The sequence below is a fragment of the Pseudomonas sp. LBUM1652 genome (assembly GCF_059716105.1).
The window spans coordinates 4728297-4752376 of the sequence record NZ_CP166804.1 but is presented as its reverse complement, the minus strand read 5'-3'; the positions used below and the strand labels follow the sequence as shown (position 1 = coordinate 4752376).

The window sequence follows — 24080 nt, the reverse complement described above, 5'->3', positions numbered from 1 at the left end:
CTAGTCGACGACCAGGTCACCTGAACTCTGCGAAGAGTCGATGTAAGACCTGGCTTCAGCGCCACTGGAAAACGAGTCGTCTTCGAACTCTTCGAAATGGCGACCAATTCTTTGTGGGATCTGCAGTCTGACAGCCCTTCTGCTGGCATAAACACTCAGTGCTTGCTGGCTACTCGGGGAGAGCAGATTGCCGCTGAAGATGAATTCGGTGGTGTCGGCCTCGATTATCTCGATGGGCAATTCGACAATGGCGTTGTTGGCCAGGTCGGCATACACAAGGTCCGGGCGATTGAACAAGCCCGGCGGAATTTCCGTAAGTCCTGTGTTGTTCAAGTTCAGTCTGGCCAGTGACGTCATCTGACTGAGGTCGGGGGTTCGGCCCAGCGCGTTATCCGCCAAGGCGAGTCGCGTGAGGTTACTCATGCCACGCAACGCATTCGCGCTTTCCTGAGTGAGGGTGATCTGACAATTGGCCAGACTGAGTTCCGTCAAACTTTCCATGGCTGGAATGGCGCCAGGAATGTCGCCCAGATGATAGCTCTCTATGGTAAGCGAACGCAGATGGGGGAAGCGCTCCAGGAATCGACCGACGCGAGGGAGCTTGAATCTGTTACCCGCCAGGATCAGCGTGCGTATATGCCAAAAATCCGCCGACAGCGTTGGTAGTTCGCCTGTAATTGGCAGATGGAACGTAAAGTCGAACTCGGATCGGCCTTCCCTCACTATCCGGCGCCAGCATTGTTCGAGACTTTCCTTGAATCGCATTCTGCAATCTTGTTCCTCGATCAGGCTATCGCCCGTCAAGGGTGTGTTGGTGCCGGGGGCGAGGGGAATTTCATTCGTCCACGCCTCAAGATCATTGATCAGTGTGGTGATCTCTGTTTGTCTGCGGATCAGCTCCAGATGCCCATCGGCCAAAGTACCGGGCAGGCCGTAGACGATTTCGTCGAGGCGCGCGTCGGTCAGATGCGGATACAACGCACGGGCCAGCAAACTATCTTCCTGAGGTACGGAAACGCCAAAATCAATGCCCAGCGCTTGATGATGGGTTTTTATCCGTTCGCGCGTGGCTGGCAACAGCGGGTTGCGATTCAAGTCAAAGCCATTGCTGGCGTCGGCGGGCAGTTGAAAAAGTGCCTCTGGCAACTCGCTGATGCGGTTTTCATGGAGTATCGCCGTTTCCAGAACCGGCAGTTCGAGCAGGCTGGGCGGTAGATGGTCGATCCCGGTTCGGGATAGATCGATGAACGTCAGTGCTCTCAGCGCCGAAACGTCTGGGGCGCTGCCCAGCGGGTTGTTGTACATATCCAGCATTGTCAGTCGGGATAACGAGGACAAGGCCGCTTGCCCCGATTCATCAAAAGCAATGCCGCAGCTGCTCAGTACCAGGGTTTTGAGTTGGGGCATGCGGGACACGGCCAGGGGGAATTGATCCAAGGCAAAGCGGCGCATTTCCAGTGCCTCCAGCCCGGTAAAGCAATTCAGGAAACCCTCAACCCCCGTCAGCTTTTCGCTGCCCTGCAAGGTCATTTGGGTGACGTGACCGAAATCAGCACTCAGCGCTGGCAGATCACCGATCACCCTGAGGTGGGCGTCGAAAGCGTTGAGCCTGAGCTCTGTTTTGCTGTTTTGTCTGCTGCGCCAGAAATGTTCCAGTTGTACGCTGAACGCTCGGCGCTCGAACCGCTGTGTCGCTCTGTCAGCGGCGGTCATGTTCAAACCCGCCAGACCCGCAGGTGCGCGATCGGACCATTCGGTAAGGTCACTGACCATCTGCGTGAGTTCAGCCTCCCAGTGCGCCAGTTGGGCGCTGCCGTCTGCCAGCGTTCCAGGCAATTCATAGATCACGTGCGTGACATCTTCGATGTCCAGATCGGGAAACAGTGCTTGTGCCTTGGCGATGTCGGCCAGGTCGGGGAGTACACCGAAGTCATAGCCGATGGCAGCGTAGTGGGACTTGATACGCTCACGCGTGGGCGGGGACAAAGGATTGTTTGCCAGATCTATGCCGTCAGCCAGATCAATGTCCACCGCGAAAAACGATTCGGGCAGATCCGTGATCGCGTTGTCGTTGAGCAGTGCATTGCGCAGGTTCGGATGAGAGCTCAAACCATTGGGTACGTTGCCAATGCCGGTGTTGGTCAGGCGAACATCGTTCAGCATGGGCAGCGCCGCCAGATCTGGAATCTGCACCAGTGTGTTATGGCTCAGGTTCAGGAGTTCAAGTTCGTTCAGCGATTGCAGAAGGGTCTGCCCCTCGGCCGTGAGGGTAATGTTGCAGTGGGTCAGCATCAGCTCCTTGAGCTGCGACAGGTGTCCGAGGTTGGCTGGTATTTGTCCCAATTCGAAGTTGCGCATCTCAAGGACGTGCAGGTTGGGAAACAGTTCCACGAACGAGGCGATGTCATTCACCGACGCAGTGCCCATCAGGTTCAGACTCGACACATGGCTGAAATCTACGTTCAGCCGTGGCATGTCCCCCGTGAAGGCCAGGTTCGCGATAAAGTGATCGTCGCGCATGCTGGAGGTGGTCGAACGACTTTGCCAGAAATCCTGCAGCCGCTGGGCAAACTCCGATCTGGCCGTGTAGTTGTTGAACATTTCGACAGCATCGATCGCCGCCCCCGTCACAGGATCCTGATGTGGTACCTCAACGGCCCATGTGCGCAGATCCTGCTCCAGCCCGCTCAGCTCCATTTGCCAGACATTGAGCTGAATCCGACTGTCCGCCAGGGTGCCGGGCAGGTCATAGATCACTTCACTGGCTTCGACGGTATCCAGCGTCGGGAACAGCCGCTTCGCCAAGGCGATATCTGTTGGATCTGCCAGCACGTCGAAATCATGCCCGGTTTTGCGGTAATAGTTTTTTATCTGGTTGCGAGCGTTCGAGGAGAGCCTCGGATTCTCGGCCAGATCAATTCCGTCACTGCGCTCGGCCGGCAGATCGAATAAGGCATCGGGCAATTCGACAATATTGTTTTCACTGAACAATGCGGTTGCCAGGTTGTGATTGTCGGTGATTCCGGCTGGAAGCTCGGAGAGTCCGGTGTCTGACAGGTCGAGGTGCTTGAGCGAGGGCAGCAGATTCAGATCAAAGAAGGATCCGAGCGGGTTGCCGCGCAACTCGAGTATCTCCAGTTGGCTCATGGCGCAGAGTGCTGCTTGATTTTCCGGGGTGATCACGACCCCGCAGTTCTTGAGCCGCAGTGTGACCAGTTGTCGGGCATTGATGGATTCCAAGGTGGCCGGTTCAAGGTCAAAAAAACTCAGCTCCAGGTCGGTCAGATTCTGGAAACGTTGCAGGAAGGGCAGTACGGTCGAAACGTTTTTGTTGCCATCGAGCGTCAGTTCAGCAACGTGGCTGAAGTCAGCGTCGAGTACTGGCATGTCTCCGATAAACTCGACGCTCGCTACCAGACGGCTACTGCGAGAGTTGGGGGATACAGGGCTTCTTTCGTGCCAGAACTGTTCGAGTTTGATACTGAATCGCTGCCGGGCGAGACGTTCGTTCACCCGCTCACTGATAGTCAGCGCCTGGCCGGTTTCGGGGTGGTGGTCAGGAACGTTATTGGTCCATTGCGCCAGGTCGTTTTGCATTCGGTGGGCTTCGGCTTCCCATCCGGCGAGGTGGACGCGACCGTCAACCAGTGTGCCGGGCAGTTGATAGAGCAACTCGGCGGCCTGCTCGGTGTCGAGGGCAGGAAAGAGGTTCATGGCCCGATTCATATCGGCTCGCTCCGGCAAGATGCCGAAGTGTTTTCCGGTTTGCTGGTAGTACGCTTTCACCCGCTCCCGACTGATTGGAGACAGTGGGTTGTTGGCAAAACTGAAGCCATCGCTCAGCGCCGGGGGCAAGTCGAAAAAAGCCGTGGGAATGTCAGTGATCTGATTGCCGTCGAATCTGCCATTGCTCAGCCGTGGATGATCCAGCAGACCGTCTGGCAGCTTCGTGATTCCCGTGTTTTCGAGATTGATGTAGCGCAACGAAGGTATCGTGTGTACCTCGGGCGCAGCGCCTAATCGGTTGCCTTGCAGGTCCAGGATAAGGAGTTCGGACAAGGGTGAAAATAGCGCTCGGCTGTCGGCGGGCAGAACAATGCCGCAGTTGCGCAGGATCAGATTTCGCAATCGTGGCATCGAGCGAATGGCGGGCGGCAGATTCGGCACATTCAGGTTTTGCATGTCGAGGTAAAACAGTTGCGGGAATTGCTGCAAAAACCCATCGACGGCGCCGGTGCGGGCGCTGCCATTGATGCTTAGCAAGGTGACATGACTGAAGTCTGCATTCAACACAGGCAGGTCGCCAATGATCGGCTCCCTGATCTGCAGCGTGTAACCGGTAGAGTTGCGTAGCTCCCTGCGCCAGCAGCGTTCAATGTCGACCCTGAGTCGCGCTCGGCTTTGCCTTGCAGCCCGCAGTTCAATCACCGTCAATGGAAGGCCGGTGTCGGGATTGTTCACGGGGATCCGGGTTTCCCACAGCCGCAGGTCATCCTGAAGTTGACTGAGTTCACCCCTCAGACGGGTCAGTTCGTTTCTGATTGCTAGCGGGTCCTGATTGAATCGGGTCGCAAAGTCTTCGGCCTCCTGAGTGGTGTAGCCGCGATAGATCACCTGAACAGGATCCAGTGGCTGGGGCTCTATGATTGCGCCCGGATGCACGTAGGCGTCAGGCAGACCGAATGTTGGCTGGCGACCGCCACGCCCGACCAGGCGCAGAGTATCCAGTTGCGGTTGCGGAGCCGGGGGCAGTGATATCGCTACGCGCAGATCCTCCCGAGCCAGTGGTTGGGCGCGGATCGCACTTTTCAGTCGTTGCGGCTGGCCAATCTGAATGTTCAGGGCCTGACGTTCGGTATCCGGCAGGGCGTACAGAATGCTGGAATAAATATCGGTGGCCGAATGCAGTTCCTGGCCGCGGTCGTCGAACGGCTGATAGAGGTCATCGGTTTGTCTGACCAGAATTTTTTGCACCGGCGCATCCACTCGCCCGGTGCTGTCGAGCACCTTGCCCTCATAGGCGCCGTCGCGAATTTCCAGGCGCACATCACCGCTCCAGCCAGGCACTTGCCTGAGGCTGTGCAGTACCAAAGTGTCGGTATCCGGATTACTCACCGAGCCCATCTCCAGTCCTTCATATGCGCGCGCGACGCGTACCTCTTCGCTGGCAATCTGGATAAGGTTTTGCTGGCGCTGGGGTAACTGCCCTTCACTGATCAGCAATAGCTCATCGCCGGTGGCGTTGTTGAGCAGTTCCTCCGTGATGCGCCGGGGGAGCGTTGGTTCATGCTGCGTAAGGCGGCTGATCAGCGGATCGTCGGGCGTTTCGAGAGCCTGGTAGCGTGCTTCGAACAGTGTCCCGCGTTGCGTTTTGGCATGGTGCAGCAGTTGCTTGCGCAAATGGCGGGTGCGGACCTCCAGTGTCAGATCCGGACCGGCGAAGTCTTCGCCCAGCAGCGCTTTGGCGTCCTGTTCGTCCAGGGTTTGCAGCAGTGTCTTCAGGACATCGCCGTCCACCAGTCCGTCCGAGCGAATATCGGTGAGGGGAAGCGTTTCGTCTGCTGAAGACTGCCAGGTGACAGCCTGTTGTTGGTCCATCAGGCGCAGGCGTTTGTTGCCAGGCCAGCGTCCGTAATCATTGAGCAGTTGCAGTTGCGTCAGCGGGTCGGCACTGCGTTGCTGTTCGGGCAACTCGCTGCCCATTTGCTCGATTAACAGTTGCAGATCCTGGTCGATCTTGAAGCGCGCAATACTGTCCGCCAGCAACGGCGGTAACGGCTCCTGGTCGACATGCATCTGACGAAGAGCGTTGTGGTCGAAGCCGCTGATCTGAAGGATTCGTTCACGTTGAACGGGTGAGAAGGACTCGACCGAGTGGCCAATCCGCCGCAACGCCGTGGGGGCGTCCCACTCCAGCGGCTGTTCGACCTCGGTGTGCCACGCACCGTCGCCGTTATGGCGCACCAGCGGCTTATAGGCGTCGGGTCGGGTTGGATGATCAATTCGATATTGGCCGGGAATCGGAGTTTCTTTGACGGCATAGTGGCCTTGATCAATGGGTAGCAATAGCTTGCCCTGATGTTCGTGCAGGCCCAGTCGCGAAGGGGATGAACCTGGCGTCGGCAGGTTTTTTTGCTGGTAGGCGGACAGATCCGGTTTCCAATAAAGGGTTTTGCCGTTGGGCATCTGTACCGGTTTGAAACTGTCGATGAAGGCGACTATTTCTTTGGGCAGCACGTTGCGGAACTCGCTTAGGGCAACGACACCGCCGGCGACAAATGCGCCGAGTTGAACCAGCGACTCAAGGCAGCCGAACAGGTGCGTCAGCGCTTCGGTGTTCTGGCCTTGCGTCCACTCGACAATGCCTTCGAACATTTCGTCGAGAAACTGGTAGGCCATGTACGCCATCATCATTTCGCCCAGAACCGGCACGAACGGCGCAATGATGAATGCGGCGGTCTGCACAATCGTCGAGGCGATACCGACGAACGAATCCCACAGTGCCCAGCGCACTTTTGAATCGACTGTGGCGGTCGCGACGGCAATGACTTGGGCGTCATTGAGGATCTTGTTCAGTTTGCCTTGATAGAGGTGCTCCCATAGCTCGGCGCTGATTGGCGTGGCGGCCAGTTGCAGGTCCGGTTTGTCGAATGGTTCGTCTCGCCACACCGGCTGCGGGCTGCCCGGCACGGGTTCGTGCCACGTCACCCGGCTCAGGCGAGCGTTCAGGCTGGAGAAGAAAAAGCCACGCTGTTCGTGGTTGACGAACCGACTGAAGAATTTCTGATAGTCGCGTGAGCGCAGTTGCCGGGTCAGTTCGACTTCCAGCTCTGCTGAGGAGGCGTATTCCTTGATCGGGTGTTCAGGGTCATCCGGCACCCAGGCCACCACCCGCGCCACGCTTTGCGGTTCATCTGCCGGCGGGGCGAACACCGCGATGCCGGTGAGTGGGGCCTCCATCATCGTCAGGCTGTTACACAGCAGGGACTGGCCATTGATCCGCAGGTGCGGTACGCCTTCGGCCAGTGCGGTGATCGTACGAAAGTAGCCCTCGCTGATATCGTCGTTCATGCGGGCGAGTTGCAGGGCGGCTTTCAGGGCGGCTTGCTGGCTCTTGTCGACCTTGAGGCGCAGCGCCGAGGCTTTCGCTTCATCGCCAAACCCCAGATGGTCTTCCAGCCAGGTTTTGTACTGCGCGCCGATATCCAGCGTTCGGCAGAGCCGGGTGAATGCGGCGATGCTCAGCGTTTGCTTGATCGCAGGCAGGGTGTCGAAATGGCCGGTCGCCGAGGGTTGGGTGATGAAGGTGGATTCGGCTTCATAGGCATCGTCCTCGGTTTCCTTCTCCTCGAAGTTATGCAGCGCGGCGTCCAGTAGCGACACCGTCCAGGTGCGGGCGCCGGTCTTGATCGAAAACAGTGGCGTGGTGGCCGGGATGTACAGGTGCAGGTACGTGGTTCTGACGTCCAGATCCAGAGCGAACTGTTCTTTCAACGCGGCTTTGAGCAGGGGCTCGGCGAAGGTGCTGGCGTCCTGGAAATGTTCGAGCTGTTGGTCGACATCGTTTTGGGCGGTCCAGTGCGCGGCATTGAGCGCCTTCAGCGCCTGATGGTGGGCGACCGATACCGCTCGCAGCCTGGGGGGCAGTGCGGGTTGCGTGGTCTTGAGGGCGTTGCGCCTGGCCGCCGAAGCGTTGCCCAACCAGTCGGGCATGCTGGCTTTGAGGTGCAGGTAATGGACGTCGGGCTGCTGTGAATCGACGTTGTGACTGGTGGCGGTGTGCTGCTCGTCGGTCGGATGCATCGGGCCAATCCTTGGCGTTTGAAAGCGCCAATCAAATCAGAGCGATGCACCGTCGGTGCGGTACATATTTATACCGGTGGGAAGGTCTTGAGTTGATATCCTTGCCCGCCTGCCGCAAATCGGCAGCGCCGGTTTAAACTGCGCCTTTGCGACGCTATATGTCGCATTGCCGTAAACCCGGGAAAATCCGGGGTTTGCGCTATAAGAAGTTGTCGCTTGGCGGCAAGGCCGGGCTGAAAACTGTCCTTACAATCCCCCCATCGCTCGCCAGTTTCAGGCGGGTGGCCCTCATCAGGAGACTCCGATGTCCGTTGAGCACGCTGCGGTACAACGCGCCGATTTCGACCAGGTTATGGTTCCCAACTACGCGCCTGCCGCTTTCATTCCGGTGCGTGGCGCCGGTTCCCGTGTCTGGGATCAGGCCGGCCGCGAGCTGATCGACTTTGCTGGCGGCATCGCCGTCAACGTATTGGGCCACGCGCACCCGGCGCTGGTCGGTGCCTTGACCGAGCAAGCGAACAAGCTGTGGCACGTCTCCAACGTGTTCACCAACGAGCCGGCCCTGCGTCTGGCGCACAAGCTGATCGACGCCACGTTCGCCGAGCGCGTGTTCTTCTGCAACTCTGGCGCCGAAGCCAACGAGGCCGCGTTCAAGCTGGCCCGTCGCGTGGCGTTCGACCGTTTCGGCAGCGAGAAGTACGAAATCATCGCCGCGCTGAACAGCTTCCACGGCCGTACCCTGTTCACCGTTAACGTCGGTGGCCAGTCGAAGTACTCCGACGGTTTCGGCCCGAAAATCACCGGCATCACCCACGTTCCTTATAACGACCTGGCTGCGCTGAAAGCTGCGGTTTCCGACAAGACCTGTGCGGTCGTGCTGGAGCCGATCCAGGGCGAGGGCGGCGTACTGCCGGCCGAACTGGCTTACCTGCAAGGTGCCCGCGAACTGTGCGACGCAAACAACGCGCTGCTGGTGTTCGACGAAGTGCAGACCGGCATGGGCCGCAGCGGCAAGCTGTTCGCCTACCAGCATTACGGCGTGACCCCGGACATCCTGACCAGCGCCAAGAGCCTGGGCGGCGGTTTCCCGATCGCGGCGATGCTGACCACCGAAGCGCTGGCCAAACATCTGGTCGTCGGCACCCACGGCACCACTTACGGCGGCAACCCGCTGGCGTGCGCCGTCGCGGAAGCGGTGATCGACGTGATCAACACCCCTGAAGTGTTGAATGGCGTCAATGCCAAGCACGACAAGTTCAAGACGCGTCTGCAGCAGATCGGCGAGAAGTACGGCCTGTTCACTCAGGTGCGTGGCCTTGGTCTGCTGATCGGTTGCGTACTGAGCGATGCCTGGAAAGGCAAGGCCAAGGACATCTTCAACGCCGCTGAAAAAGAAGGCCTGATGATTCTGCAAGCCGGCCCGGACGTAATCCGTTTCGCCCCGAGCCTGGTGGTGGAAGACGCCGACATCGATGCCGGCCTGGACCGCTTCGAACGTGCTGCAGCGAAATTGACGCAAGCTTGATAGACCTTTCGACGCCTGAGGATTTCAGGCGTCGAAGCCAATTTTTGTTTCGGGCCAGATTGATTTGGGAGTGAGCCCCTGTGGCGAGGGGATTTATCCCCGTTGGGTGGCGCAGCCGCCCTAAATCCAGTCACCGCGCACGCAATTGTGCGGGGACGGGTTCAGGGGCGCTTCGCACCCCAACGGGGATAAATCCCCTCGCCACAAACAGCTTTTCCCCCTGTTTCCCCTGGGAAGTGGCCCGAGATTTTCATCTTCTGTGAATTGATAAGAGAAAAGGAGTGACACCATGCTGGTGATGCGCCCCGCGCAAATGGCTGATCTGGGCGAGGTACAGCGTCTGGCTGCGGACAGCCCGATTGGTGTCACTTCCTTGCCGGATGACGTGGAACGTCTGAGCGACAAGATCGCCGCGAGCGAAGCCTCGTTCGCCGCCGAAGTGAGCTTTAACGGTGAAGAGAGCTACTTCTTCGTCCTTGAAGACACCGCCACCGGCAAACTGGTCGGCTGCTCGGCCATCGTTGCCTCGGCGGGTTATTCGGAGCCGTTCTACAGCTTTCGCAACGAGACCTTCGTCCACGCTTCCCGCGAATTGAAGATCCACAACAAGATCCACGTGCTTTCGCAATGCCACGACCTGACCGGCAACAGCTTGCTGACCAGTTTCTACGTGCAGCGCGAGCTGGTGGGTTCGCCTTGGTCTGAGCTTAACTCCCGTGGCCGTCTGCTGTTTGTCGCCAGCCACCCGGAGCGTTTCGCTGATTCGGTGGTGACCGAGATCGTCGGTTACAGCGACGAGAATGGCGACTCGCCGTTCTGGGACGCCATTGGTCGCAACTTCTTCGACCTCAACTACGCCGAGGCCGAGCGCCTGTGCGGGCTGAAAAGCCGTACGTTCCTCGCCGAGCTGATGCCGCATTACCCGATCTACGTGCCGCTGCTGCCGGATTCCGCTCAAGAGGCGATGGGCCAGGTGCACCCGCGTGCGCAGATCACCTTCGACATCCTGATGCGCGAAGGCTTTGAGACCGATCACTACATCGACATTTTCGACGGTGGCCCGACCCTGCATGCGCGTGTTTCGGGGATCCGTTCGATCGCCCAGAGCCGCGTGGTGCCAGTGAAGATCGGCGAGCCGGTCAAAGGTGCCGGGCGCCAGTATCTGGTGGCCAACGCCCAGTTGCAGGATTACCGCGCCGTGTTGCTTGAGCTGGACTACGCGCCGGGCAAACCGGTGACGCTGGATATGGAAGCGGCCGAAGCCCTGGGCGTCGGTGAAGGTGCCAGCGTGCGCCTGGTGGCGGTTTAACGCCTTAGCGAGTTTCACGGGTGGCGAAGGCGGCCCGTTTGAGGAGATAGCATGATTGTTCGTCCCGTACGCAGCAGCGATTTATCCGCGCTGATCGACCTGGCCCGCAGCACCGGCACCGGCCTGACCACATTGCCGGCCAACGAAGAGCGCCTGACCCATCGGGTCGGCTGGGCCGAGAAGACCTTTCGCGGCGAAGCCGGCCGTGGCGACGCGGACTACCTGTTCGTGCTCGAAGATGACGACGGCCGCGTGGTGGGGATTTCCGCCATTGCCGGCGCGGTCGGTCTGCGTGAGCCTTGGTACAACTTCCGTGTCGGCCTCACCGTCAGCGCTTCGCAAGAGCTGAACATCTATCGCGAGATCCCGACGCTGTTCCTCGCCAACGACCTGACCGGCAACTCCGAGCTGTGCTCGCTGTTTCTGCACGCCGATTACCGCACTGGCCTCAACGGCCGCATGCTGTCCAAGGCGCGGATGCTGTTCATCGCCGAGTTCCCGGAACTGTTCGGCAACAAGATCATCGCCGAGATGCGCGGTGTGTCTGATGAAGCCGGTCGCTCGCCGTTCTGGGAAAGCCTGGGCCGGCACTTCTTCAAGATGGAATTCAGCCAGGCCGATTACCTGACCGGTGTCGGCAACAAGGCCTTCATCGCTGAACTGATGCCGAAATTCCCGCTGTACACCTGCTTCCTGTCTCCGGACGCACGCAATGTCATCGGTCAGGTTCACCCGGACACCGAGCCGGCGCTGGCGATGCTCAAGAGTGAAGGTTTCAGCTATCAGGGCTACGTCGACATCTTCGACGCCGGCCCGGCCATCGAATGCGAAACCAGCAAGATCCGCGCTGTGCGTGACAGCGAAGCGCTGGTGCTGGCCGTGGGTACGCCGGGCGACGACGCCACGCCGTTCATCATCCATAACCGCAAGCGCGAAGACTGCCGCATCACTGCCGCGCCGGCACGTCTTGCCGCCGGCACTCTGGTGGTCGATCAGCAGACCGCCAAACGTCTTCAACTCAACGCTGGCGATCAAGTGCGCGCCGTGGCGTTGTCCGCTGCTCGGGAGTCGAAATAATGAATTCGCTATACATTGCAGGTGAATGGCTGGCCGGTCAGGGTGAAGCTTTTCAATCGCTGAACCCGGTGACCCAGCAAGTGCTGTGGTCGGGGGAGGGCGCCACCGCTGCTCAGGTCGAGTCGGCCGTGCAGGCTGCGCGTCAGGCATTTCCGGGCTGGGCTCGTCGTTCGCTGGAAGATCGCATCAGCGTTCTGGAAGCTTTCGCCGCCGCGCTGAAAAACCACGCCGACGAACTGGCCCGCACCATCGGTGAGGAAACCGGCAAGCCACTGTGGGAAGCCGCGACTGAAGTCACCAGCATGGTCAACAAGATCGCGATCTCGGTGCAGAGCTACCGCGAACGTACCGGCGAGAAGAGCGGCCCGCTGGGCGACGCCACCGCCGTGCTGCGCCACAAGCCCCACGGCGTGGTCGCGGTGTTCGGCCCTTACAACTTCCCGGGTCATTTGCCGAACGGCCACATCGTGCCGGCGCTGCTGGCCGGTAACAGCGTGTTGTTCAAACCAAGCGAGCTGACCCCGAAAGTCGCCGAGCTGACGGTCAAGTGCTGGATCGAAGCCGGTCTGCCGGCCGGCGTGTTGAACCTGCTGCAAGGCGCTCGCGAAACTGGCATCGCGCTGGCCGCGAACCCGGGCATCGACGGTCTGTTCTTCACCGGTTCGAGCCGCACCGGCAATCATCTGCACCAGCAATTCGCCGGGCGCCCGGACAAGATTCTTGCGCTGGAAATGGGCGGCAACAACCCGCTGGTGGTCGATCAGGTCGCTGATCTGGATGCCGCGGTTTACACGATCATTCAGTCGGCGTTCATTTCTGCCGGCCAGCGCTGCACCTGCGCCCGTCGCTTGCTGGTGCCGCAAGGCGCGTGGGGCGACAGCCTGCTCAAGCGTCTGGTGGAAGTCAGCGCGACCATCGAGGTCGGTGCATTCGATCAGCAACCGGCACCGTTCATGGGCTCAGTGATTTCCCTCGGCGCGGCGAAAGCGCTGATGGATGCCCAGGAACATCTGCTGGCCAACGGCGCCGTGTCGCTGCTGGAGATGACTCAGCCGCAGGCGCAATCGGCGCTGCTGACTCCGGGCATTGTTGATGTGACGGCTGTGGCCGAGCGCCCGGACGAAGAACTGTTTGGCCCGTTGCTGCAAGTGATCCGCTACACCGATTTCGCTGCCGCGATCAGTGAGGCCAACGACACCGCTTACGGCTTGGCCGCGGGTCTGCTGTCCGATTCCGAAGATCGCTATCAGCAGTTCTGGCTGGAAAGCCGCGCCGGTATCGTCAACTGGAACAAACAACTGACCGGTGCTGCGAGCAGCGCACCGTTCGGCGGTGTCGGTGCCTCGGGCAACCATCGCGCCAGTGCCTACTACGCGGCGGATTACTGCGCGTACCCGGTGGCGTCGCTGGAAACACCGAGCCTGGTGTTGCCTGCCACCCTGACGCCTGGCGTGAAGATGGCGTGATATCCATTCGCGAGCAGGCTCGCTCCCACAGGATTTGTGTCGTACACAACATGTATGTCACCGCCAAACCTGTAGGAGTGAGCCTGCTCGCGAAGGCCGCACCTCGGTCGCACTGAACAGTTAGTTACTGAAGCCTATAACAACAGATTCTCGTGGAGCCTCGCTGATGAAATCCTATGAAGTCAATTTTGACGGTCTAGTGGGGCCGACCCATAACTACGGCGGTCTGTCCTACGGCAACGTGGCGTCCCAGAGCAACTGCCAGCAATCCTCGAATCCGAAGGAAGCCGCGCTGCAAGGCCTGGCGAAAATGAAAGCGCTGATGGAAATGGGCTTTCAGCAAGGTGTGCTGGCGCCACAGGAGCGTCCGGACGTGGCCGCTCTGCGCCGTCTGGGTTTCAGCGGCACCGATGCTCAAGTGATCGAGCGCGCCGCCAAAGAAGCCATGCCGTTGCTGGTTGCCAGTTGCTCGGCGTCGAGCATGTGGGTGGCCAACGCCGCCACGGTCAGCCCGAGTGCCGACACCGCTGACGGTCGGGTGCATTTCACTGCCGCCAACCTCAACTGCAAATATCACCGCAGTATCGAGCACCCGACCACCAGCCGTGTACTCGGCGCGATGTTCGCCAATCAGCAACACTTCGCCCATCACGCGGCATTGCCGGCGGTGGCGCAGTTCGGCGACGAAGGCGCGGCCAACCACACGCGTTTCTGCCGCGAGTACGGCGAGGCCGGTGTCGAGTTCTTCGTGTTCGGTCGCAGTGCTTTCGACAATCGTTTCCCGGCACCGCAAAAGTACCCGGCCCGTCAGACCCTCGAAGCCTCGCAAGCGGTTGCGCGTCTGCACGGTCTGCGTGAAGAAGGCGTGGTTTACGCCCAGCAAAACCCCAACGTGATCGATCAGGGCGTGTTCCACAACGATGTGATCGCGGTGGGCAACGGCGAGGCGCTGTTCTATCACGAGGACGCGTTCCTCAACACCGAGCAGATGCTGGCCGAGTTGCAAGGCAAACTGGCCAAGGTCGGCGGCAACTTCCAGTCGATCTGCGTGCCGCGTTCGGCGGTCACCGTGGATGACGCGGTGCGTTCGTACCTGTTCAACAGCCAGTTGCTGTCGCGCCCTGATGGCTCGATGCTGTTGATCGTGCCGCAAGAGTGCCAGGCCAACGAGCGCGTGTGGGCCTACCTGCAAAGCCTGACCAGCTCCGGCGGTCTGATCCGAGAAGTGAAAGTCTTCGACCTCAAGCAAAGCATGCAGAACGGTGGTGGCCCGGCGTGCCTGCGTCTACGCGTCGCGCTCAATGAAACTGAACTGGCGGCGGTCAACCCAGGCGTTATCATGACGGCCCCGTTGTACGGTTCGTTGACCGCATGGGTTGAAAAGCACTACCGCGACCGTCTGAGCGAAACCGATCTGGCGGACCCGCAGTTGCTGCTTGAATGCCGGACGGCACTGGATGAACTGACGCAAATCCTTAAACTGGGCGCGGTTTATCCATTCCAGATCAATTGATGGCCGGCGCGTCGCCTGAACGCGGCGCGCGGTTTATCTCCCCAAGAGAGTAAAAACATGAGCGATTCCCTGCAGCTGATCCTTGAAGACACCGACGGCACGCAACTGCAAACCTCGTGCACCCGCGTCGCGGTCATGTGGCAAGGCAAAGAGCTGTGGATCCAGCAGGACGGCCGTGGCCAACTGCTGATCGGCGTGGACGTCGAAGAAGGCGACGCCGAGTACGCCAACCTGCTGCTGCGCCCATTGGCGACTAATCTGGTAAGTCTGCAACTGGAAATGGAACCGGCTGACGTCGGCGACGACGAAGACCACGTGCACGGCCCGGATTGCAACCACGACCACTAAGGAAACCGCTCTATGCTCGCCCTCGGCAAACTGCTTGAACTGACCCTCGCCGGCCGCGAACCGGCGGAGAAGACTCAACTGACTGTCGAAGGCGTGCGGATGCGCTGGTTGAGCGAAGGTGCGCTGGAAGTCCGGCCACCGGAAGCACGCGACAATGGCCTGGATCTACTGCTGTCGGCGGGGATCCATGGCAACGAAACAGCGCCGATCGAGTTGCTTGACCGGCTGCTGCACGACATCGCACGCGGCGATTTGAAACCGCGCGCACGCATTCTGTTCCTGTTCGGCAACCCGGAAGCGATTCGCAAGGGTGAGCGCTTCGTCGAGCAGGACGTCAATCGGCTGTTCAACGGCCGTCATGAACAAACCAGCGGTTCTGAGGCCATACGCGCCTGTGAGCTGGAACGACTGGCGGCGAGCTTCTTCAGCCTGCCGGATCGTCAGCGACTTCACTATGACCTGCATACGGCCATTCGCGGTTCGAAGATCGAGCAGTTCGCTTTGTACCCGTGGAAGGAAGGTCGCCAGCATTCCCGCCGCGAACTGGCACGCCTGCGTGCGGCCGGCATGGAGGCGGTGCTGTTGCAGAACAAACCGTCGATCGTGTTCAGCTCATACACCTACGACAAGCTCGATGCCGAGGCCTTCACGCTGGAACTGGGCAAGGCGCGACCGTTCGGGCAAAACGACGGGGTCAATGTGTCGCTGCTGGAAACCCGCCTGAAGCAGATCATCGAAGGCAACGAACCGGCCGCCGAGGAGGGCCTGGACGGTTTGCAACTGTTCAGCGTCGCGCGGGAAATCATCAAGCACAGCGATGCGTTCCGCCTGAACCTGCCGCAGGACATCGAAAACTTTTCCGAGCTGGAAGTGGGTTATGTGCTGGCCGAAGATCTGGCCAATACCCGCTGGATCATCGAGGAAGAGGGCGCGCGGATCATCTTCCCCAATCCCAAGGTCAAGAATGGCCTGCGGGCGGGCATCCTGATCGTCCCGGCCACCGACGAAAACCTGGCCTGATAACGATCTCTAAATCAGCACAAACCGATGTGGGAGCGAGCCTGCTCGCGAAAGCGATCCATCAGTCAATTAATCGTTGGCTGACAGTCCGTCTTCGCGAGCAGGCTCGCTCCCACATTTGATTTGAGTGAGGACCGACGTTACACCGCCAGAGCGCGCGGCTCTGTGCGGCGCAGCGCGCGAACCTTCTGCAACGTATCCGCGCAAGTCTTCGCCGCTTCCTGGCCCTTGTGCACAAAGTGCTCAAAGAAGAACTTCTGATGTTCTTCACCGGCATGGAAGTGATGCGGGGTCAGGGACACCGAGAACACCGGTACTTCGGTTTCCAGTTGCACCTGCATCAGGCCGCTGACCACCGACTGGGCGACGAACTCGTGACGATAGATGCCGCCGTCCACTACCAGGGCTGCCGCGACGATACCGGCATAACGACCGGTCTTGGCCAGTAGCTTGGCATGCAAGGGCATTTCAAAGGCGCCGCCGACTTCGAAAAAGTCGATGTCCGATTCCTGATAACCCTGAACGAGCATTTCAGCGACGAAGCCTTTACGGCTCTGGTCGACGATTTCCTTGTGCCAGCAAGCCTGGATGAACGCGACGCGCTCGCCGTGAGGGTGTTTGGTTTTGCTATCGAAAGCGGTGGGTTGCATGTTCTGACTCCTGTTTGTGTGAAAAACAGGGCGTTATGAATCGAATGGGATTCAAGGGTGCGCACGCTCGCACGAATGCACGCGGACGGCCCTTTAGCGTCAATCCCGTTCTCTCTTCATCCGGACTATGACCGTCGGCCCCGGAATCACACCGGGTCTGCTGACCTTGCCGCCATCCACCGCCGAAGCCGTGGCCGCCGCCAAGCGCTCGCGGGCTATGCGCATTGCGCGCAATTACCGCCGGTGGGGAATTGCACCCCGCCCTGAGAACGTTTTGCCGCCCTTTTGTGGGCGGCGCAGCGTTTTTAACACAGATTGTGTGTCTGCGCATTGCGCCTTTGTGATGATTGCTATCGAGTTTTTTGAACGCTCTTTGGGTGTTTTCCTGCGCCAAGGGTTGATTAATCGGTGCGATGACCGCAGTAATTCACCTCCATAAAGGGATTTCCCCTGCTGACTTGAGGCCAGGTTCATGAGCGTTATCGATCTTCGCAGCGACACCGTCACTCAACCGACTCCCGCCATGCTCGACGCGATGACTGCGGCGGACACCGGTGATGACGTGTACGGCGAAGATCCGACGGTCAATCGTCTGGAGGCCGAATTGGCGAAACGGCTGGGTTTCGCCGCTGCGCTGTTTGTGCCGACCGGCACCATGAGCAACTTGCTCGGCTTGATGGCGCATTGTGAGCGCGGTGACGAATACATCGTTGGTCAACAGGCGCACACCTATAAGTACGAGGGCGGTGGCGCGGCGGTGCTCGGTTCGATCCAGCCACAGCCGCTGGAGGTGCAGGCCGATGGCTCGCTGGATCTGGATCAGGTCGCCGCCGCGATCAAACCCGATGACTTCCACTTCGCCCGGACGCGATTGCTGGCGCTGGAAAACACTATGCAAGGCAAAGTGCTGCCGCTGGAGTATCTGGCACGGGCGCGCAAGTTCACGCAGGACAATGGCTTGCAACTGCACCTCGACGGCGCGCGGTTGTACAACGCAGCCGTCAAGCTGGGCGTTGATGCCCGGCAAATCACTCAGCACTTCGATTCGGTGTCGGTGTGCCTGTCCAAGGGGCTTGGCGCGCCGGTAGGCTCGGTGTTGTGCGGAACGGTCGAGTTAATCGGCAAGGCGCGTCGCTTGCGCAAGATGGTCGGCGGCGGCATGCGTCAGGCCGGATTGCTGGCTGCGGCGGGGCTGTATGCGCTGGATCACAACGTCGAGCGCCTGGCCGATGACCACGCCAACGCGCACTTGCTCGCCGAAGGCCTACGTGATGCAGGCTTCACCGTCGAACCGGTGCAGACCAACATGGTTTACGTGCAGATGGGCGACAAGGCCGAGGCGCTCAAGGCGTTCGCCGCCGAGCGCGGGATCAAATTGAGCGCTGCCGCGCGTCTGCGCATGGTCACGCACATGGACGTCAATCGCTCGCAAATCGAGCAAGTGATCGCGACATTCGTCGAGTTTTCGCGCAAGTGACAGCGTTAGCCGTCCAATTGACCGTTTCTATCGTATAAACACGCTGTACCCCGCGCGCTGGGCCGATATAATGCGGCCCTTTGCCGTCGCTTCGTCTGTTGACGTTTCGCACAGGCCTTTGGCCGCAGCCTCCGTGGAAGAACCTAATGAAAAGCGCAGAAATCCGTGAAGCCTTCCTTCGCTTCTTCGAAGAGCAAGGCCACACCCGTGTAGCCTCCAGCTCTTTGATTCCGGGCAACGACCCAACCCTGCTGTTCACCAACGCGGGGATGAACCAGTTCAAGGACTGCTTCCTGGGCCAGGAAAAACGTGCGTACACCCGTGCGACCAGCAGCCAGAAATGCGTGCGCGCCGGTGGCAAGAACAGCGACCTGGAAAACGTCGGTTATACCGCTCGTCACCACACGTTCTTCGAAATGCTCGGTAACTTCAGCTTCGGTGACTATTTCAAGCACGACGCGATTACCTTCGCCTGGACATTCCTGACCGGCGTTCTGAAACTGCCGAAGGAAAAACTCTGGGTCACCGTCTACGCCTCCGACGACGAAGCGTATGACATCTGGACCAAGCAAATCGGTGTGCCAGTCGAGCGCATGATCCGCATCGGCGACAACAAAGGCGCGCCTTACGCCTCCGACAACTTCTGGACCATGGGCGATACCGGCCCGTGCGGCCCGTGCACCGAGATTTTCTACGATCACGGCGACCACATCTGGGGCGGCCCACCGGGTTCGCCGGAAGAAGACGGCGACCGTTACATCGAGATCTGGAACAACGTGTTCATGCAGTTCAACCGCACCGCCGATGGCGTGTTGCATCCGTTGCCAGCGCCGTCGGTGGATACCGGCATGGGCCTGGAGCGGATCAGTGCGGTGATGCAGCACGTCAATTCCAACTATGACATCGACCTGTTCAAGAACCTGTTGAAAGCTTCGGCTGAAGCAATCGGTTGCGAAAATGGCGATCAGTCTTCGCTGAAGGTTGTTTCCGACCACATTCGTTCGTGCGGTTTCCTCATCGCCGACGGTGTGCTGCCGTCCAACGAAGGTCGTGGTTACGTGCTGCGCCGGATCATTCGTCGCGCCTGCCGTCACGGCAACAAGCTCGGCGCCACCGGCAGCTTTTTCTACAAGATCGTTGCGGCGCTGGTCGCCGAGATGGGCGAAGCGTTCCCGGAGCTGAAGAAGCAGCAGAGCAACATCGAGCGCGTACTTAAAGCCGAAGAAGAGCAGTTCTCCAAGACCCTGGAGCACGGTCTGAAGATTCTCGAGCAGGATCTGGCCGAACTCAAAGGCACTGTGGTGCCGGGTGACGTCGTGTTCAAACTCTACGACACCTACGGTTTCCCGATGGACCTGACCGCGGACATCGCCCGCGAGCGCAGCCTGACCGTCGACGAAGCCGGTTTCGAGCGTGAGATGGAAGCCCAGCGAGTGCGCGCACGTTCGGCCAGCTCGTTCGGTCTGGACTACAACACGCTGGTCAAGGTTGATGTGGCCACCGAGTTCACTGGCTACAAAGACACCAGCGGTTCGGCAAAAATTGTCGCTATTTATAAAGATGGCCAGTCGGTTGACGTCTTGAATGAAGGCGAAGAGGCGGTGATCGTTCTGAACCAGACGCCGTTCTACGCTGAATCCGGCGGCCAGATTGGCGACTGCGGTTTCCTGCAAGCGGGCAACGCGCGTTTCGACGTACGTGACACCACCAAAACCGGTGGCGCATTCCTGCACCACGGTGTGCTGGATTCGGGCAGCCTGACCATCGGTGCTCCAGTGGAAACCCACGTGGATGCCGAGGTGCGTCACGCGACTTCGCTGAACCACTCGGCCACTCACTTGCTGCATGCCGCATTGCGTCAGGTACTGGGCGAGCACGTTCAGCAGAAAGGTTCGTTGGTCGACAGTCAGCGTCTGCGTTTCGACTTCAGCCACTTTGAAGCGATCAAGCCTGAACAAATCAAAGCGCTGGAAGATATCGTCAACGCCGAGATTCGCAAGAACTCTGCCGTTGAAACCGAAGAAACCGACATCGAAACCGCCAAGAACAAAGGCGCCATGGCGCTGTTCGGCGAGAAGTACGGCGACAACGTGCGCGTGCTGAGCATGGGCGGCGATTTCTCCGTCGAGCTGTGCGGCGGTATCCACGCCAACCGTACTGGCGACATCGGCCTGCTGAAAATCATCAGCGAAGGCGGTGTGGCATCGGGCGTGCGTCGTATCGAGGCAGTCACCGGTGCCGCGGCACTGGCCTACTTGAACGCGGCAGAAGAACAACTCAAGGAAGCGGCCAGCCTGGTCAAGGGCAGTCGCGACAACCTGATCGACAAGCTGTCGGCAGTGCTCGAGCGCAACCGTGCGCTGGAAAAGCAACTCGAGCAGTTGCAGGCCAAGGCTGCAAGCGCCGCGGGCGACGATCTGTCGAGCTCGGCGCTGGACGTCAAAGGCGTGAAGGTTCTGGCCGCACGTCTGGATGGTCAGGACGCCAAGGCGCTGCTGGCGCTGGTCGATCAGTTGAAAAACAAACTCGGCCGCGCAGTGATCCTGCTCGGAAGTGTCCATGAGGAAAAGGTCGTTCTGGTTGCAGGCGTAACCAAAGACCTGACTGGCCAACTCAAAGCCGGTGATTTGATGAAACAGGCTGCTGCGGCAGTGGGCGGGAAGGGCGGTGGTCGTCCGGACATGGCGCAGGGTGGCGGTGTCGACGCCGGCGCGCTGGATGGCGCACTGGCGCTGACCGTTCCATTCGTCGAGCAAGCTTTATAAGGCGGCGCGCCGGGCCCGCAGTCTAGTGGCGGGCCCGACGGCTGTTTGAGTGATTATTTGGGCGCCCTTCATGGGCAGAGGCGGCTTTGAAATGGCTTTGATCGTACAGAAATTTGGAGGCACCTCGGTCGGCACTGTCGAGAGAATCGAGCAGGTCGCCGACAAGGTTAAGAAATTCCGCGATGCCGGCGATGACCTGGTGGTCGTGCTGTCTGCAATGAGCGGTGAAACCAACCGTCTGATCGATCTGGCCAAGCAAATCAGTGGCGACACACAACCGGTTCCGCGTGAACTGGACGTGATCGTTTCCACCGGTGAGCAGGTGACGATTGCCCTGTTGGCCATGGCGCTGATCAAGCGCGGTGTGCCGGCGGTGTCGTACACCGGTAATCAGGTGCGGATCCTGACGGACAGTGCGCACAATAAAGCGCGTATCTTGCAGATTGATGACCAGAAGATCCGTGGTGATCTGAAGGCCGGTCGCGTTGTGGTAGTCGCCGGTTTCCAGGGCGTCGACGAGCACGGCAACATCACCACGCTGGGTCGTGGCGGTTCCGACACTACCGGTGTGGCACTCGCTGCTGCGCTGAAAGCTGACGAATGCCAGATCTACACTGACGTCGATGGTGTCTATACCACCGACCCGCGTGTGGTGCCGGTCGCTCAGCGTCTGGACAAGATTACCTTCGAAGAGATGCTGGAAATGGCCAGCCTCGGCTCCAAGGTGTTGCAGATCCGTGCGGTGGAATTCGCCGGCAAGTACAACGTTCCGCTGCGCGTACTGCACAGCTTCAAGGAGGGGCCGGGCACCCTCATTACTATTGATGAAGAGGAAACCATGGAACAGCCGATCATTTCCGGCATCGCTTTCAACCGCGATGAAGCCAAGCTGACCATCCGTGGCGTGCCAGACACCCCGGGTGTGGCGTTCAAGATTCTCGGCCCGATCAGTGCCGCGAACATCGAAGTCGACATGATCGTGCAGAACGTTGCGCACGATAACACCACCGACTTCACCTTCACCGTGCACCGCAACGACTACCAGGCCGCACAGACCGTGCTGGAAAACACTGCTCGCGAGATCGGTGCCCGTGAAGTGGTTGGCGACACCAAGATTGCCAAGGTCTCGATCGTCGGCGTCGGCATGCGTTCCCACGCAGGCGTGGCCAGCCGCATGTTCGAATCCCTGGCCAAGGAAAGCATCAACATTCAGATGATCTCGACCTCGGAAATCAAGGTTTCCGTGGTGATCGAAGAGAAGTACCTGGAACTGGCCGTGCGCGCTCTGCACACGGCTTTCGAACTGGATGCTCCGGCCCGTCAGGGCGAGTAATTCGGTTTCTTGAAGGGCGCGGTCTGACCGCGCCCTTTATTTTTGAATGGCGCGAGCCCTGAACTGTTCTTTTGCTCGCGCTGGTCAATACTCAGGCATGTAGGGCTACGATCGCTCCGGTTGTAGGTCGGGTGCCTTTTTTTTGCAGACTGTTGTCCCTGAAATGAAATGCGTGAGGAGAAAGGTATGCTGATTCTGACTCGTCGGTGCGCAGAAAGCCTGATTATCGGTGATGGCGAAATCACCGTGACCGTGCTCGGCGTTAAAGGAAATCAAGTGCGTATCGGCGTCAATGCCCCGAAAGAGGTTGCCGTGCACCGTGAGGAAATTTACCTGCGTATAAAGAAAGAGAAGGACGAAGAACCAAGCCATTAATTTTTATCGTTTTTTATGTTTGCAAACGGGGAAAAGGTTGGTTAAGATACGCCCCGTGTTGCGGAGAGCTGGCCGAGTGGCCGAAGGCGCTCCCCTGCTAAGGGAGTACACCTCAAAAGGGTGTCGGGGGTTCGAATCCCCCGTTCTCCGCCATTATTTGCTTAGTACGTCGTAATCTGGCTTTTTCGGTAAGTTCTTGAATTTACTAGAAAAAGTGGTTGGAATAGAGATTAGACGGGCTATAATGCGGCGCAACAAATGCACTCGTAGCTCAGCTGGATAGAGTACTCGGCTACGAACCGAGCGGTCACAGGTTCGAATCCTGTCGAGTGCACCATTTAAGAGTTACTTATAGCAATATAAGTGGCTTTGCTTTAGCCAGTTGTGATCTGGTTTAAAAACACAAATGCACTCGTAGCTCAGCTGGATAGAGTACTCGGCTACGAACCGAGCGGTCACAGGTTCGAATCCTGTCGAGTGCACCATTTAAGAGTTAGTTGCAGCAATGCAGGTAGCTTTGCTTCAGCCAGTTGTGATCTGGTCTAAAAACACAATTGCACTCGTAGCTCAGCTGGATAGAGTACTCGGCTACGAACCGAGCGGTCACAGGTTCGAATCCTGTCGAGTGCACCAAATACCAAAAAGCCCGCGTTTAACGCGGGCTTTTTGCTGTCCGGGGTTTGGCTTTTCCTTTCACGCATCCCTTCTCGTCGAAATCGACTTGGGCACTACGGCCGCGCTTGAGGTCGTATCGATAGCTCGTCGTCGAAGTCCGGATATTCACCTTGTCCGGCTTGCCCAGCGCGCTTTCAACATCCTGCTGGCTCATGCCGGCGATCACGCGTTGATTGATGATTGCCTCGCGGCGTTGTCTGGCGTCGATCAGGTTGCCGCATTTGTCTTCTACTCCGCCCACAAGGCCTGGTTCTGCGCTTCTGGTTTTCATACCGGATATTTCTTCGTGGTTGTGTTCCGGCATGATTGCCACAACCGATCCGGGCAAATAGGGGTGTACTTCCTGCACTGAAAGTTGCTCGCCGAGTGCACAGCTCATGCTGGTAAACGTTATGCCGCCATCGGGCGCTTCGCAACGATGAAGGCTGGTCGCAGCCCCGGCGGGCGGCAGGCAAAGCAGGCTGGTGAGTAAAAAACGAGTGGTTTTTGATGGCATTCGACGTCCTCCATGACGATCTATGCTCAAGGGTAGTCGCTGCATTTTTCATTGCCGGTGTGTTTTCTTTTCAGGATGAGTCGTCGCATCTGCATGGGTCAGGACAGCGCTCAGGTTTGTTTCGCAAGCGCTTGTTTCGGCCGCGATTTTTTAACGTTTAAAACCGTCAGGCGGTGTATCATTGCGCCCGTCAGCCCCGCCGGGGCTTATGGAATACCTCCATGGACTTACCCAGTAGTTACTCAGTA

General features: G+C 59.1%; 14 protein-coding genes, 4 tRNA genes and 1 riboswitch. Of the genes, 15 read left to right on the top strand and 3 right to left on the bottom strand.

The features are described 5' to 3' along the window. A complete protein-coding gene (locus ACA069_RS21390) occupies positions 1 to 7803 on the bottom strand; it encodes a dermonecrotic toxin domain-containing protein (RefSeq protein ID WP_497615157.1) in 7803 nt (2600 codons plus the stop codon). 304 nt (positions 7804 to 8107) lie between these two features. Here ACA069_RS21390 and ACA069_RS21385 point away from each other — a divergent pair, with 304 nt between their 5' ends. The 7 genes from ACA069_RS21385 (at position 8108) to astE (ending at position 16061) form a co-directional block, all read left to right on the top strand. Then, positions 8108 to 9328, top strand: a complete 1221-nt coding sequence (locus ACA069_RS21385; RefSeq protein WP_187679282.1) for an aspartate aminotransferase family protein — start codon at positions 8108 to 8110, stop codon at positions 9326 to 9328. A 289-nt stretch (positions 9329 to 9617) separates the two neighbouring features. Further along, positions 9618 to 10637 (top strand): arginine/ornithine succinyltransferase subunit alpha, encoded by a 1020-nt coding sequence (gene aruF / locus ACA069_RS21380; protein WP_100847631.1) that lies wholly within the window; start codon positions 9618 to 9620, stop codon positions 10635 to 10637. A 51-nt stretch (positions 10638 to 10688) separates the two neighbouring features. Next, on the top strand, positions 10689 to 11714 hold the full coding sequence (astA, locus tag ACA069_RS21375; RefSeq protein ID WP_305439321.1) for an arginine N-succinyltransferase: 1026 nt from the start codon (positions 10689 to 10691) through the stop codon (positions 11712 to 11714). Continuing rightward, the gene (gene astD / locus ACA069_RS21370) at positions 11711 to 13180 is read left to right on the top strand and encodes a succinylglutamate-semialdehyde dehydrogenase (RefSeq protein WP_187679342.1); all 1470 of its coding nucleotides are present in this window, start codon (positions 11711 to 11713) and stop codon (positions 13178 to 13180) included. Before astA ends, astD begins: the two co-directional genes overlap by 4 nt. A gap of 166 nt (positions 13181 to 13346) precedes the next feature. Then, the gene (gene astB, locus ACA069_RS21365; protein WP_497615156.1) at positions 13347 to 14693 is read left to right on the top strand and encodes an N-succinylarginine dihydrolase; all 1347 of its coding nucleotides are present in this window, start codon (positions 13347 to 13349) and stop codon (positions 14691 to 14693) included. Between the two features lie 57 nt (positions 14694 to 14750). Next, a complete protein-coding gene (locus ACA069_RS21360; RefSeq protein WP_016983958.1) occupies positions 14751 to 15041 on the top strand; it encodes a hypothetical protein in 291 nt (96 codons plus the stop codon). 12 nt (positions 15042 to 15053) lie between these two features. After that, positions 15054 to 16061, top strand: a complete 1008-nt coding sequence (gene astE, locus ACA069_RS21355) for a succinylglutamate desuccinylase (protein WP_401272013.1) — start codon at positions 15054 to 15056, stop codon at positions 16059 to 16061. A gap of 140 nt (positions 16062 to 16201) precedes the next feature. Here the strand turns inward: astE and ACA069_RS21350 are convergent, their stop codons facing one another. Beyond that, complete coding sequence (locus ACA069_RS21350; RefSeq protein ID WP_497615155.1) at positions 16202 to 16711, bottom strand: 6,7-dimethyl-8-ribityllumazine synthase; 510 nt, start codon at positions 16709 to 16711, stop codon at positions 16202 to 16204. Positions 16712 to 16814: 103 nt separating this feature from the next. Further along, a riboswitch (FMN riboswitch) is annotated at positions 16815 to 16986 on the bottom strand. A gap of 197 nt (positions 16987 to 17183) precedes the next feature. Here ACA069_RS21350 and ltaE point away from each other — a divergent pair. The 8 genes from ltaE to ACA069_RS21310 all read left to right on the top strand — a co-directional run bounded on the left by ltaE (position 17184) and on the right by ACA069_RS21310 (position 23294). Then, positions 17184 to 18188, top strand: a complete 1005-nt coding sequence (gene ltaE / locus ACA069_RS21345) for a low-specificity L-threonine aldolase (protein ID WP_497615154.1) — start codon at positions 17184 to 17186, stop codon at positions 18186 to 18188. Between the two features lie 146 nt (positions 18189 to 18334). After that, positions 18335 to 20953, top strand: coding sequence for an alanine--tRNA ligase (gene alaS, locus ACA069_RS21340; protein ID WP_187679276.1), 2619 nt, complete (start codon positions 18335 to 18337; stop codon positions 20951 to 20953). Between the two features lie 91 nt (positions 20954 to 21044). After that, a complete protein-coding gene (locus ACA069_RS21335; RefSeq protein ID WP_007919332.1) occupies positions 21045 to 22286 on the top strand; it encodes an aspartate kinase in 1242 nt (413 codons plus the stop codon). A gap of 186 nt (positions 22287 to 22472) precedes the next feature. After that, the gene (gene csrA, locus ACA069_RS21330; RefSeq protein ID WP_002554426.1) at positions 22473 to 22661 is read left to right on the top strand and encodes a carbon storage regulator CsrA; all 189 of its coding nucleotides are present in this window, start codon (positions 22473 to 22475) and stop codon (positions 22659 to 22661) included. Between the two features lie 62 nt (positions 22662 to 22723). Continuing rightward, positions 22724 to 22814 (top strand) — tRNA-Ser (locus ACA069_RS21325). A gap of 107 nt (positions 22815 to 22921) precedes the next feature. Continuing rightward, positions 22922 to 22998, top strand: a tRNA-Arg gene (locus tag ACA069_RS21320). Between the two features lie 71 nt (positions 22999 to 23069). Next, positions 23070 to 23146, top strand: a tRNA-Arg gene (locus ACA069_RS21315). Between the two features lie 71 nt (positions 23147 to 23217). Then, positions 23218 to 23294: transfer RNA gene (locus tag ACA069_RS21310), tRNA-Arg, on the top strand. 19 nt (positions 23295 to 23313) lie between these two features. Here the strand turns inward: ACA069_RS21310 and ACA069_RS21305 are convergent. Beyond that, complete coding sequence (locus ACA069_RS21305; protein WP_401271947.1) at positions 23314 to 23832, bottom strand: cell envelope protein SmpA; 519 nt, start codon at positions 23830 to 23832, stop codon at positions 23314 to 23316. Between the last annotated feature and the right edge of the window lie 248 nt (positions 23833 to 24080).

Coding starts and splice junctions, on each gene's coding strand:
- ACA069_RS21390 (WP_497615157.1), bottom strand. CDS start 7,803: ATGCATCCGACCGACGAGCAGCACACCGCCACCAGTCACAACGTCGAT.
- ACA069_RS21385 (WP_187679282.1), top strand. CDS start 8,108: ATGTCCGTTGAGCACGCTGCGGTACAACGCGCCGATTTCGACCAGGTT.
- aruF (WP_100847631.1), top strand. CDS start 9,618: ATGCTGGTGATGCGCCCCGCGCAAATGGCTGATCTGGGCGAGGTACAG.
- astA (WP_305439321.1), top strand. CDS start 10,689: ATGATTGTTCGTCCCGTACGCAGCAGCGATTTATCCGCGCTGATCGAC.
- astB (WP_497615156.1), top strand. CDS start 13,347: ATGAAATCCTATGAAGTCAATTTTGACGGTCTAGTGGGGCCGACCCAT.
- ACA069_RS21360 (WP_016983958.1), top strand. CDS start 14,751: ATGAGCGATTCCCTGCAGCTGATCCTTGAAGACACCGACGGCACGCAA.
- astE (WP_401272013.1), top strand. CDS start 15,054: ATGCTCGCCCTCGGCAAACTGCTTGAACTGACCCTCGCCGGCCGCGAA.
- ACA069_RS21350 (WP_497615155.1), bottom strand. CDS start 16,711: ATGCAACCCACCGCTTTCGATAGCAAAACCAAACACCCTCACGGCGAG.
- ltaE (WP_497615154.1), top strand. CDS start 17,184: ATGAGCGTTATCGATCTTCGCAGCGACACCGTCACTCAACCGACTCCC.
- alaS (WP_187679276.1), top strand. CDS start 18,335: ATGAAAAGCGCAGAAATCCGTGAAGCCTTCCTTCGCTTCTTCGAAGAG.
- ACA069_RS21335 (WP_007919332.1), top strand. CDS start 21,045: ATGGCTTTGATCGTACAGAAATTTGGAGGCACCTCGGTCGGCACTGTC.
- csrA (WP_002554426.1), top strand. CDS start 22,473: ATGCTGATTCTGACTCGTCGGTGCGCAGAAAGCCTGATTATCGGTGAT.
- ACA069_RS21305 (WP_401271947.1), bottom strand. CDS start 23,832: ATGCCATCAAAAACCACTCGTTTTTTACTCACCAGCCTGCTTTGCCTG.